The sequence below is a fragment of the Delftia sp. 11MD genome (assembly GCF_050907895.1).
GTDB classification, from domain to species: Bacteria; Pseudomonadota; Gammaproteobacteria; order Burkholderiales; family Burkholderiaceae_C; genus Comamonas; species Comamonas tsuruhatensis.
On sequence record NZ_CP194333.1, the window covers coordinates 5,027,649 to 5,039,567 of the forward strand.

An 11,919-nucleotide genomic window follows, 5' to 3' on the forward strand; every position below is an offset into this window, starting at 1 on the left:
TCGTATTTGAAAGGGAATGCACATGTCTTCCGGAATTTCGCCATCTGCGGCCGCGTCGCCGCCGGTGAACGCATTCGCGCGGCTGCTGCCGCTGACGCTGGCGGTCTTCGTCAGCTTTCTCTGCCTGGGCATGCCCATGCCCGTGCTGCCCCTGCACCTGAGCCAGACCCTGGGACTGGGCACGCTGGGGGTGGGCACGGTGATGGGCTGCCAGTTCGCGGCCGCCCTGCTGTCGCGGGCCTGGGCCGGCTCTCTGGCCGACACGCGCGGCGCCAGGCGTGCCGTGGTGCTGGGCATGGCGCTGGCGGCCGTTTCGGGCCTGGCCTACCTGATGTCACGCGCCTTCGAGGGAGGGCCGGCCGCAGTCTGGGTGCTGGCCGCCGGCCGCGTGCTGCTGGGCTGCGCCGAGAGCCTGATCATCACCGGGGCCTTGAGCTGGGGCGTGGGCATGATCGGTCCGCAAAACGCCGGCAAGGTCATGGCCTGGGTGGGCATTGCCATGTACGGCGCCTATGCGGCGGGCGCGCCGGCCGGCGTGGCGGTGCAGGCGGCCTGGGGCTTCTCCGGCATTGCCGTGGCCACCATCGTGCTGCCGCTGGCCGCCCTGGCCATGGTCTGGGGCCTGCGCGCCACGCCGGCTGCGGCCCAGCGCCGCACGCCGTTCTACAAGGTGCTGGGCACGGTATGGCTTCCCGGCCTGGGGCTGGCCCTGTCCAGCGTGGGCTTTGGCGTGATCACGACCTTTGCAGCGCTGCTGTTCGCATCGCGGGGCTGGGGAGCGGCCTCGCTGGCCTTCACGGCCTTCGGCCTGGCCTTCATCGGCGCGCGCCTGCTCTTCGGCCATCTGCCGGACAAGCTGGGCGGCGTGCGGGTGGCACTGGCCAGCATTCCGCTGGAAGCCGCCGGCCTGCTGCTGATCTGGGGCGGGGGCGATGCGCCATGGGCCTATGCCGGCGCCGCGCTCACCGGCTTCGGCTACTCGCTGGCCTTCCCGGCCTTCGGCGTGGAGGCAGTCCGCCGGGCGCCTGCCCAGGCGCGCGGTGCGGCCATGGGCGCCTATGTGGCCTTCTTCGACCTGTCCATGGGGCTGACGGCCCCTGCCGCCGGGCTGCTGGCCAGTGTCACGGGCGTCGGAGACGTGTATTTCGCCGCCGCCGTGAGCGTGGCGCTGTCCATCGCCGTGGCCTTGCTGCTGCGCTTGAACGCAGCCCGGGGAGCCACCCATGGCTGAGCCGATTCACATGCTTGCCGGCACGCAGCGCGCGCTGGGCACCGTGTTGAAGGTGCAATCCGTCACGCCGCGCATGCGCCGCATCACGCTGGGTGGCGAGCAGATCGCCGCCTTCTCGCGGGCGCCTGCCGTGGATACGCCCGCCGCCTGGGTCAAGCTGTTCCTGCCCACGGGCGAGGGCCGGGCGTACACGCTGCGCAGCGTGGACCGCCAGGCCGGCACGCTGGACATTGACCTGGTACTGCATGGCGATGCGTTCAATGCCAAGCATGAGAACAGCACCTCAGCTGGCGGCGGCGGCCCCGCCTCCCGCTGGGCCGCCCAGGCCCGCGTGGGCGAGCAGGTGGCCATTGCCGGCCCGCGCAGCGGCGGCTTCGCCCCGCCGGCCGGCACCGATTGGCTCATGCTGGCGGGCGATGGCTCGGCACTGCCGGCCATGCAATCGATCGCGGCAAGCCTGCCGTCCTCCGCCCGGGTGAAGGCCTACGTGGAAATCACCGATGACGGCGAATGCCAGCCCATGGACAGCGCTGCCCGCTGGCGCACCGAGTGGATCACCGCCGCGCCGGGCCAGCCTGGGCAGAGGCTGTGCCAGCGGCTGATGTACCGGCCGCTGCCGCCGGGCAACGGCTATCTGTGGATGGCGGGCGAGTCCGGCGCCATGCGTGCGCTGAAGCGGCATTTCCTGGACCGTGGCATCGCACCCGGCCAGCTGAGCGCCAAGGGCTACTGGAAGTGCGGCGAAGCGGACCACAAGGACCGCTAGAGCGGCGCAAGCGGCACAAAACGGCCTCCTTCACAGATCAACACAGAGCGCCTCATCCCCCGGGTAATCACCCGGACACGGGATGGAGGCGCTCACTAGAATTCAAAAATGAACTTTGACAACAACATTCAAATTCAATGAAAAACAGCGGCCTCCGGACAGCGCCTGCCTCGGCTTGCGAACTGCATGCAGCCTATGCGGCCGGCACGCTGACGCCCACGCAAGCCACCGAGCATTGCCTGCAAGCGGCCTGTGAAAGCCCGTCCGTGTTCACGCGCATCACTGCGGAGCGCGCGCTGGAAGAGGCCAGGCAATCCACGCAGCGCTGGCGTACGGGCCGCCCGCTCGGGCCGCTGGACGGCGTGCCCATCAGCTGGAAGGACCTGTTCGATGTGCGTGGCACGCCCACCACGGCGGCATCGGCCCTGCTTCGCTCTGCCCCGCCAGCCCCTGCCGATGCCCCCGTGGTGGCGCGGGCCGCGGCGGCCGGCATGGTCTGCCTGGGCAAGACCAACCTCAGCGAGTTCGCCTATTCGGGACTGGGCCTGAACCCCGGCTTCGGCACCCCCGCCAATCCCCGCCTGGGTGGGCGCGCACGGGCGCCTGGCGGCTCCTCCAGCGGCGCGGCCCTGGCCGTGGTGCAGGGCTGCGGGCCGCTGGCCATGGGAACGGACACGGCAGGATCGGTGCGCATTCCCGCAGCCTTCAACGGGCTGGTGGGATTTCGTGCCAGCCGGGGGCGCTATCCCATGCAAGGGGTCTTTGCGCTGTCACCTTCCCTGGACACGCTGGGGCCGCTGGCCCTGGGCGTGGCCGACTGCATGGCCCTGGACCAGGTGCTGCGCAGCACCGTGCCTGCCGGCGATGCCGCTGCCGCTGCAGGCCCTGCCGTCCCAGGCACTGCCATAGGCCTGCAGGGGCAGGTGTTCGTCATCGACCCCGGCCTGCTGGACGACGACCGCGTGCAGGCGCAGGTGCGCGACGCGATTGCAGCCGGCCTGGCCCTGCTGCAGCGGCAGGGCGCCCGCGTGCAGCGGCGCCGGCTGCAAAGCCTGGACACGGTGCAGACGCTGACGCAGCGCCATGGCTGGCTGGGCGCGCATGAGGCATTGGCCACGCACCGCGAGCGCCTGGATGCCCCGGAGCAGGCCGCGCGCATGGACCCGCGCGTGCGCAGCCGGCTGGCGGCCGCAAGGCATCTGGACCATGGCGGCTACCTGCAACTGCTGGCACGGCGCCAGCCATTGATGGCGCTGTTTGCGCAGGAGCTGGGCGGCGCCACCCTGGTGCTGCCCACGGTGGGCCATCCGGCGCCGCTGCTGCAGCCCCTGCTGGAAGACGACGCGCTGTTTGCCCAGACCAATCTCGCCACGCTGCGCCTGACCATGCCCGGCAGCTTCCTGGATGCGCCGGCCGTGGCCCTGCCCTGCGGCGCCCTGTGCCTGCAAGGCCCTGGCGCGAGCACCGAACGGCTTCCCATCGGCCTGCAGCTGATGCGCCCGCAGGGCGATGACGACCGGCTGCTGCGCATTGCCCTGGCCGTCGAACAGGCGCTTTCTTCCCTCAACCGTTCCCAGTGAAAAAGGAGTGCATGCAATGAGCAAGGACATACAGATCACGTTTGGCGTGGACGTCGATGCCGTCGGCGGCTGGCTCGGCTCGTATGGCGGGGAGGACTCGCCCGACGACATCTCGCGCGGCATGTTCGCGGGCGAGGTCGGCTCGCTGCGGCTGCTCAGGCTGTTCGACAAATACGGCCTCAAGACCACCTGGTTCATCCCTGGCCACTCCGCCGAGACCTTTCCCGAGCAGATGAAGGCCGTGGTGGACGCGGGCCATGAGATCGGCATCCACGGCTACAGCCACGAGAACCCGATTGCCATGACGCCCGAGCAGGAGGAAGCGGTGCTCGACCGCAGCATCGAGGTCATCACGCGGCTGGCCGGCCGCGCACCCACGGGCTATGTGGCGCCCTGGTGGGAGTTCAGCCCCGTCACCAACGAGCTGCTGCTCAAGAAAGGCATCAAGTACGACCACAGCCTGATGCACAACGACTTCCACCCGTACTACGTGCGCGTGGGCGACCAGTGGACGCGCATCGACTACAGCAAGCATCCGGACGCCTGGATGAAACCCCTTGTGCGCGGCAAGGAGACACGGCTGGTCGAGATCCCCGCCAACTGGTACCTGGACGACCTGCCGCCCATGATGTTCATCAAGAAGTCGCCCAACAGCCACGGCTTCGTCAATCCGCGCGACATAGAGCAGATGTGGCGCGACCAGTTCGACTGGGTCTACCGCGAGCACGACTACGCGGTCTTCCCCATCACCATCCACCCCGACGTCTCCGGCCGCCCCCAGGTGCTGCTGATGCTGGAGCGCCTGATCGAGCATTTCCAGTCGCACGACGGCGTGCGCTTCATGACGTGCGACCAGATCGCCGACGACTTCCTGCGCCGCCAGCCGCGTTGATGCCGCATCCCACCTCAGCGAGGACACCATGAATACCTCAGCCATTGCCTCCGACGCCCCAGGCGCAGGCCATCCGGCCCCGGCCGGGATCGATGCCCCCTGGACCGCGCCCACCGTGACGCGCAGGCAGGTCAGCTACGCCACCTGGGTCTGCTTTTTCGCCTGGGTCTTTGCCGTCTACGACTTCATCCTCTTCGGCACCCTGCTGCCGCAACTGGGCGAGCACTTCCAGTGGAGCGCCGAGCAGCAGGCGCGGCTGAACACCTGGGTGACGCTGGGCACGGTGATCGTGGCCTTCGGCATCGGCCCCATCGCCGACCGGCTGGGCCGGCGCAAGGGCATCATCATCGCCGTGGCGGGCGCCGCGCTGTGCTCGGGCCTGACGGCGCTGGCCGGCTGGGTGATCGGGCTGTCGGCGGGGCTGGGCTTCGTGCTGCTGATCGTGGTGCGCTCGCTGGCGGGCCTGGGCTACGCCGAGCAAAGTATCAACGCCACCTACCTGAGCGAGCTGTTCTCCCTGGTCTACACGGACCCGGCCTCCCTGCGCCGGCGCGGCTTCATCTACTCGCTGGTGCAAGGCGGCTGGCCCGTGGGCGCGGTGCTCACGGCCGTGCTGGTGGCCCTGCTGTATCCGCTGGGCGAGCGCTGGTTCGGCCAGGGCGGCGGCTGGGTGCTGTCCTTCGTGTTCGCCATGTTCCCCGCCCTGGTGATTGCCGTGCTGGGCCGACGGCTGGTGGAAACGCCCCAGTTCCTGACCGCGCGGCGCGTTGCCGATCTGCGCCGTGCCGGACGCGAGGCAGAGGCCGCACGCCTGGCCCAGGCCCATGGCGCCCACCCGCAGCAAGCGCAGCACACCGGCCTGTCGGCCATGTTCCGGGGCGCCTCGCTGCGGCCCACGCTGTCGCTGGCCCTGGGCTTTTTCCTGAACTGGTTCGCCATCGTGATCTTCGCGGTGCTGGGCACCTCGGTGCTGGGCGGCGCCGGTGGCACGCCGGGCAAGGGCGTGGATTTCTCCAGCGCGCTGCAGGTGCTCATCATCTCCAATCTCGCGGGCTTCCTGGGCTATGTCTTCCATGGCTGGCTCGGTGACCGCATAGGCCGGCGCAACGCCGTGGCCATAGGCTGGATGCTGGGTGGCCTGGCCTTCGCGCTCATGCTGAACGCGCCCTCGGGCGACTTCTGGCGCATCGTGCCGCTGTACTCGCTGGGGCTGTTCTTCCTGATCGGCCCCTATGCAGCGGCCCTCTTCCTGATCGGCGAGAGCTTTCCCAGCCACATCCGCGCCACGGCCAGCTCCTTTGTCAACGCCATGGGCCAGGTGGGCGCCATCGCGGCAGGCTTCGGCGTGACCTGGACGCTGTCGCAGGGGGCGGACTGGGCACAGGCGGCGCTGTACTGGGGAGCCATTCCCTGCGCAGCCTCGGGACTGCTGATGTTCCTGGCACCCCATGTCGATCCCCAGACCGTGAAGTGAGGCCGCCATGCACCCGCAGATCGACAGGAACAAGGTCGCCCTCATCACCGGCGCTGCCAGCGGCATCGGCCAGGCGCTGGCCGTGGCCTACGCGCAGGCCGGCGTTGCCGTGGCCGGCAGCTACTACCCGCAGGACCCGCACGATCCCGGCCAGACCCGGGACCTTGTCGAGCGCGCGGGCGGGCGGTGCGTGATGGAGGCGGTCGATGTGGGCGATGCCGAGCAGGTCGAGCACCTGGCCCGCGTCGCCGTGGACCGCTTCGGCCGGCTGGACTTCGCCGTCGCCAATGCAGGTTTGCTGCGCCAGGCGGCCCTGGCCGAGATGAGCGATGCGCAGTGGCAGGAGGTCATCAACATCGACCTGGGCGGCGTCATGCGCACCTTCCGGGCCAGTGCGCGCCACATGGCTGCAGGCGGGGCCATGGTGGCCGTCTCCTCCATTGCAGGCGGCGTGTACGGCTGGGAGCAGCATGCCCACTATGCGGCCGCCAAGGCGGGCGTGCCCGGGCTGTGCCGCGCCGTGGCCATGGAGCTGGCACCGCGCGGCATACGCTGCAACGCCGTGATTCCCGGCCTGATCGAGACGCCGCAGTCGCTGGACCCGGTCAACTCGCTGGGCCCGGCGGGCCTGGCGCAGGCGGCAAAAAGCATTCCGTTGGGGCGTGTCGGGCAGGCCCGAGAAATCGCTGCCCTGATCCGTTTCCTGACCAGCGACGAGGCCTCCTACATCACCGGCCAATCCATCATTGCCGACGGCGGCCTGACCGTGCGCTGGCCCAGTTGAGGACATCCGACATGAGCACATCCAAGCCACTGGACGGCCGCCGCGCCGTCGTGACAGGCGCCGGCAGCGGCATCGGCGAGGCCATCGCCCTGGCCTATGCGCAGGCCGGCGCGCGGCTGCTGCTGGCCGACATCGATGCCGCGCGGGCCGAGGACGTGGCCCGGCGCTGCCGCGCGCTGGGCACGCAGGCCGAGACCGTCATCGGCGACGTGGGCGACGAGTCCACGGCCCACCGCATCATCGACCGCTGCGTGCAGGCCTTCGGCGGCATCGACATCCTGGTCAACAACGCCGGCATGCTCACCCAGTCGCGCTGTGCCGACATGTCCACCGCGATGTGGGACGAGATGCTGCGCGTGGACCTGCGCAGCGTCTTCCTGTGCGCGCGGCGCGCAGTGCCGCACATGCAGGCCCAGCGCTGGGGTCGCATCATCAGCATCGCCTCGCAGCTGGGCATCAAGGGCGGCGTGGAGCTGAGCCACTATGCGGCGGCCAAGGCCGGCGTGATCGGCTTCACCAAGTCGCTGGCGCTGGAAGTGGCACCCGACAACGTCCTGGTCAACGCCATTGCCCCCGGCCCCATCGCCACGCCGCTGGTCGACGGCATCAGCGCGGACTGGAAGCGCGCCAAGGAGGCCAGCCTGCCGCTGGGCCGCTTCGGCCGCGCCGACGAGGTGGCTCCCACGGCCGTGCTGCTGGCCTCCGACCCCGGCGGCAATCTGTATGTGGGGCAGACGCTGGGGCCCAATTCCGGCGATGTCATGCCGTGAAAAGAAGCACCCCCTGAGTCGCTTCGCGCCTTCTCCCTCTCTTCGGAGGGGGGCGTACGGGCGGCCGGCGACACCCTCGGTGCGGGGCGGCGCGGCCGGCATAGGCCCTTCCTGGGTGTCTCTGCTCTTTGGCTGCGCCAGTTTCGCAGGCGGCTCCATTCGCAACCGAAAGGGTTTCTGTCATGTGTGGAATGTGCGGTTTGCTGCAGGGCTCCGGCCACTGGAGCCAGGCGCCGGCCGGATCGGCCGGGCGCCGCCAGCGGCTGATTCAGATTGCGCGCGCCAACCGGCTGCTGGCGCTGTGGCGGCTGCGGCTCAGCGACTTCCACGGCCAGTCCTACCTGCTGCAGGGGCCTACGGGCGCCAGCGTTCTGGTGCCCGACTTCGGTGCGTTGTGGCCTGCGGCCGAGCGGCTGCTGGCCCGCGAGCTGGATCCGCTGGCCATGCCCTGGCCGCAACCGGAGCAGGCGCCATGACCGGCGATGCACGCCTGCCCGTGGGTGTGCTCACGGGCTCTCTGGGCAGCGGCAAGACCACGCTGCTCAGGCAATGGCTGCAGGACTCTCCCGCTGCCGAGACCGCCGTGCTGATCAACGAATTCGGCGCCGTGGGGCTGGACCATCTGCTGGTGGGCCGCATCGACGCCGACACGGTGCTGCTGGACAACGGCTGCATCTGCTGCGCCATCCGCGGCGAACTCAAGGAGGCGCTGTGGCGGCTGCACCAGCGCCGCGAGCGCGGCGAGCTGCCTGCGTTCCAGCGCGTGCTGATCGAAACCACGGGCCTTGCCGCGCCCGGCCCGGTGATCGCCACCCTCATTGGGGATGCGCAATTGCGCCAGGTCTTCAGGCCCGCCCATGTCGCCACCGTGGTCGATGCCCTGCACGCGGCCACGCATGCGCAGCGGCCCGAATGGCAGGCCCAGGTCGCCGCCGCCGACCGGCTGTACCTGAGCAAGACCGACCTGGCCCGGCCGCAGGACGCCGAGGCGCTGCGCGCGCAGCTTGCCAGGCTCAATCCGCTGGCCGTGCTCGGCAACAGCCGCCAGGCGCTGCCGGCCTGGCAGGAGCAGCCCGTGCAGGAGAGCAATTGGCTGGCACGCGCCATTGCAGGCACGCCTCGCAGCCGCAAGGGCCAGGAGCCGCACGGCAGCATCCAGGCCTTCTGCCTGGAACTCGACGGCCCCGTGGACTGGTGTGCGCTGACGCTGTGGCTGACCTGGCTGCTGCACCGCCATGGCGAGCGGGTGCTGCGGCTCAAGGGGCTCGTGGCCGTGGCCGCCGAAGGATGGCCGCAGGGGCAGCCGACGGTGCTGCACGGCATGGGCCATCTGATGCATGCGCCCGAGCATCTGGCCGAATGGCCCGGTGGCGACGGCCGCTCGCGCCTGGTCTTCATCGCCTCGGGGCTCAACGGGCAGCAGGTGGACGACTCCTGGCAGTCGTTCCAGCGTTTCTTCGCGCAGGACAATGGGGCGCAACCCGGCGCCGCCCCCGGCCCGGCCGCCTTCCATTGACAAGGAACACCCCATGCGCAAGAACATGCCTGAACTGCGGGTACTGGGCACCTCGGTGACGCTGACCGAGGCCATGCGCCGCCGCGCCGAGCAGGACCTGGGCCTGCGCATCCGCTTCGAGGTGCTCGACGGCTTCGACGCGCAGCGCCAGGCCGTCATGCGCCAGGACAGCTTCGATCTCTACGACCAATGGTTCCACAGCCTGGACTGCCTGTGGCCGACAGGGGCGCTGCAACCCATAGACATCGGCAGGCTGGCGCATTGGGACGAGGTCAACGCCCTGCCCAAGACCGGGCGCATCACGCCGCAGGCGGCCCTGGGCGCGGGCTGCAACCCGGCCATGCGCCTGTACGTGCAGGCCGATGGCACCCTGGGCGGCACGCCCGCATCGCGCATTAGCATGCTGCCGCTGACGCACAACGCCGACAGCTTCGTCTACCTGCCCGCCGCCGTGCCAGAGCTGTTCGCGCAGACCGAGGAGAGCTGGTCCTGGCTGCTGTCTCCCGCCTGCCGTGGCCGTGCGGCCCTGCAGGCGGATGCGGCCATCGGCGCGCTGGATGCGGCCCTGGCCCTGCAGGCCGGCGGCGACATGCGTTTTGGCGACATCAGCAACCTGGGACTGGAGGAGATCGACCAGATGATGGCCCTGCTGCTGCAGTGGCAGGAGTCGGAGCAGTTCCGGGGCTTCTGGGGCAACTACGCCGATGCGGCGCGGCTGATGATCGATGCCGGCGTCGCCATACAAAGCCACTGGTCGCCGGCCATCGCCCACTACCGCGCGGCGGGACTGGACTACCGGCTGGCCTGCCCGCGCGAAGGCTACCGGGCCTGGTACGGCGGCCTGGGCATCTCCAGCCAGGCCAGGGGCGACACGCTGGATGCCGCCTACCGCTACCTGAACTGGTGGCAGTCCGGCTGGCCCGGTGCGGCGATGGCACGGCAGGGCTACTACATCTCCAACCCGCTGCGCAGCCGCGAGCACCTGCGCGCCAGCGAATGGGACTACTGGTACGCCGGCCTGCCTGCCGCCGAGGACCTGCGGGGCACCGACGGCCAGGTCGTGATCCCGCGCGGCAGCGTGCGCGACGGCGGCTCCTACGAGCAGCGCCTGGGCCACATCGCCGTCTGGAACACCGTCATGGACGAGCACAACTACCTGGTGCGCCAATGGGCCACGCTGCTGCGCCGCGCCCGCCCCTTATAGTCCTGCCGGATACCGGCCCCCTTTGCGGCGGCCAGTGCACAGGTACATGCAGATGAAGCAGGAATGACAAGAGCCACCCCAGCACCCACGCAGCTTGCCCGCGACGAGGAAGCAGGCCCCGGCGAATCCGGTGAATCCGGCGATCCCGGCGAACGCCGGCTGCGCTATGAACTGATACGCCAGCGCCTGCGCGGGGCCATCGTCGAGCAGCGGATCGAGCCCGGCCTGGTGCTGCTGGAGGGGCCGGTGGCCAAGGTCTTCGGCACCAGCCGCATACCCGTGCGCAAGGCCTTCGAGCTGCTGCATGCCGAAGGGCTGCTGTGCACCTTCGACGGACGCGGCTACCTGGTGGCCCGGCCCGGGCAGGCCGTGCAGCCCCAGCGCCTGCCGCTGGACGCGCGGGCCCTGGGCCTGGAGGAGGGCAACGCCACCATCCACATCCCCTCGGAAAGCGAGCGCATCCACGACGAGCTGGAGCAGACCATCTCCATCGCCATGATCTTCGGGCGCTTCCAGATCGACGAAAGCGCGGCCATGGAGCACTTCAACGTGAACCGCGTGGCCCTGCGCGAGGTGCTGAGCCGGCTCGTGGACCGGGGACTGGTGGACAAGAGCACCTATGCCTCCTGGCGCGTGGCGGCGTTGACGGCACGCGCGGTGAACCAGGACTTCGAGCTGCTGGCGCTGCTGGCGCCCGCGGCGCTGCGCGAAAGCGGCCCGCGCCTGGACAGGGACATGCTCGCAGACCTGCGCCGCCGCCTGCACGCCCCCGCCGCACCGCAAGCGCAGGAGCTTTTGCGGCTGGAGCAGCACCTGCACGGCGCCTTGCTGGCACGGCATCCCAACCACAAGCTGGTGGGCATGCTGCAGCAGTGCCAGATGCCGTGGCTGATCCACAGCACCTTTGACCGCATGTTCCCGCAGTCGCCCAACCCGCCCCTGCTCGAGAACTGCCGCCAGGTCATCGACGCCCTGTGGGATGGTGAGTACGAGCGGGCCGCGCAGGCGCTGCAGGACTACCTGGCCCAGGCACGCAAGCGCGCCCAGCTGCAGCTCAAGGTCCTGTCCGTGCTGCCCGAGGCGCAGCTGCCGGCCTATCTGGTGCGGCAGTCGTGACCCCCTGAGGGACGGCATCGGGCCAGGCAGGGCCGAAGCGGACAAGACTGCGACCGGTGCGCCTGGTTGCATGTGCAACCACCGGTTTGCGCCGGGTTCACCGGGCGTTTACGCAAGCGCGGCATATTGGGCGGCCGACAGGGAACCGCAGGACCCCACAGGTACCGAAGGACCGCACCGAAAGACCGCACCGATGAATGCCCTGCGCATCAGCACCACCGTCTTCACCGAAGCCAGATTCTGGAGCCTGGTGGTTTTCTCGGTCGTTCTTCCCTGCGCCATCTACGCCGCCCTGCTGGCCAAGCGCAGCATCTCGCGCACCACGGTGCTGCTGTTCGGGCTGGCCCTGGTGGCCATGGCGGGGGTGGATGTCTACCTGCTGCAAAGCCTGGCCTCGGCGGCCAAGGCGACGCCTTCGCTGTCCGACAACACCCTCTTCGTCTCCGAGCTGTCCACGGCGCTGTACCTGCTGCCGGCCATGATTGGCGGCATCGGCGTGAACATGACCTCGCATGTGCTGATACAGCATCTGTTCGATGCGGAGCGCCGCTTCGACAGCAACCGCCACAACGAGAACACCTGAGCT

General features: G+C 69.8%; 12 protein-coding genes. All 12 read left to right on the plus strand.

The genetic code is table 11. The features are described from left to right. The first annotated feature begins 22 nt into the window (after positions 1 to 22). The 12 genes from ACRSCF_RS23010 to ACRSCF_RS23065 all read left to right on the plus strand — a co-directional run bounded on the left by ACRSCF_RS23010 (position 23) and on the right by ACRSCF_RS23065 (position 11,916). Positions 23 to 1,231 (plus strand): arabinose transporter, encoded by a 1,209-nt coding sequence (locus ACRSCF_RS23010; RefSeq protein ID WP_244386673.1) that lies wholly within the window; start codon positions 23 to 25, stop codon positions 1,229 to 1,231. Next, positions 1,224 to 1,997: a siderophore-interacting protein gene (locus ACRSCF_RS23015; RefSeq protein WP_034366644.1), complete on the plus strand. Its 774-nt coding sequence runs from the start codon at positions 1,224 to 1,226 to the stop codon at positions 1,995 to 1,997. Before ACRSCF_RS23010 ends, ACRSCF_RS23015 begins: the two co-directional genes overlap by 8 nt. Positions 1,998 to 2,134: 137 nt before the next feature. Further along, positions 2,135 to 3,577 carry an amidase gene (locus ACRSCF_RS23020; RefSeq protein ID WP_244386675.1) on the plus strand — a complete coding sequence of 481 codons (1,443 nt, stop codon included), beginning with the start codon at positions 2,135 to 2,137 and terminating at the stop codon, positions 3,575 to 3,577. Positions 3,578 to 3,593: 16 nt separating this feature from the next. After that, positions 3,594 to 4,469, plus strand: a complete 876-nt coding sequence (locus tag ACRSCF_RS23025; RefSeq protein WP_034366645.1) for a polysaccharide deacetylase family protein — start codon at positions 3,594 to 3,596, stop codon at positions 4,467 to 4,469. Positions 4,470 to 4,497: 28 nt separating this feature from the next. Further along, positions 4,498 to 5,943, plus strand: coding sequence for an MFS transporter (locus ACRSCF_RS23030; RefSeq protein ID WP_047474049.1), 1,446 nt, complete (start codon positions 4,498 to 4,500; stop codon positions 5,941 to 5,943). A gap of 7 nt (positions 5,944 to 5,950) precedes the next feature. Continuing rightward, entirely contained in the window at positions 5,951 to 6,727 is a 777-nt protein-coding gene (locus ACRSCF_RS23035) for an SDR family NAD(P)-dependent oxidoreductase (protein WP_034366646.1), read from the plus strand. A gap of 11 nt (positions 6,728 to 6,738) precedes the next feature. Then, positions 6,739 to 7,497 (plus strand): SDR family NAD(P)-dependent oxidoreductase, encoded by a 759-nt coding sequence (locus tag ACRSCF_RS23040; RefSeq protein WP_017405599.1) that lies wholly within the window; start codon positions 6,739 to 6,741, stop codon positions 7,495 to 7,497. A gap of 182 nt (positions 7,498 to 7,679) precedes the next feature. Continuing rightward, entirely contained in the window at positions 7,680 to 7,973 is a 294-nt protein-coding gene (locus ACRSCF_RS23045; RefSeq protein WP_016449806.1) for a hypothetical protein, read from the plus strand. Beyond that, positions 7,970 to 9,013, plus strand: a complete 1,044-nt coding sequence (locus tag ACRSCF_RS23050; protein WP_016449807.1) for a CobW family GTP-binding protein — start codon at positions 7,970 to 7,972, stop codon at positions 9,011 to 9,013. The genes ACRSCF_RS23045 and ACRSCF_RS23050 overlap by 4 nt, the downstream gene beginning before the upstream one ends. Before the next feature lie 13 nt (positions 9,014 to 9,026). Further along, complete coding sequence (locus ACRSCF_RS23055) at positions 9,027 to 10,217, plus strand: ABC transporter substrate-binding protein (protein ID WP_034366650.1); 1,191 nt, start codon at positions 9,027 to 9,029, stop codon at positions 10,215 to 10,217. 63 nt (positions 10,218 to 10,280) lie between these two features. Further along, positions 10,281 to 11,333, plus strand: a complete 1,053-nt coding sequence (locus ACRSCF_RS23060; RefSeq protein ID WP_016449809.1) for a GntR family transcriptional regulator — start codon at positions 10,281 to 10,283, stop codon at positions 11,331 to 11,333. Between the two features lie 193 nt (positions 11,334 to 11,526). Further along, positions 11,527 to 11,916: a hypothetical protein gene (locus ACRSCF_RS23065; RefSeq protein ID WP_016449810.1), complete on the plus strand. Its 390-nt coding sequence runs from the start codon at positions 11,527 to 11,529 to the stop codon at positions 11,914 to 11,916. Positions 11,917 to 11,919 lie beyond the last annotated feature (3 nt).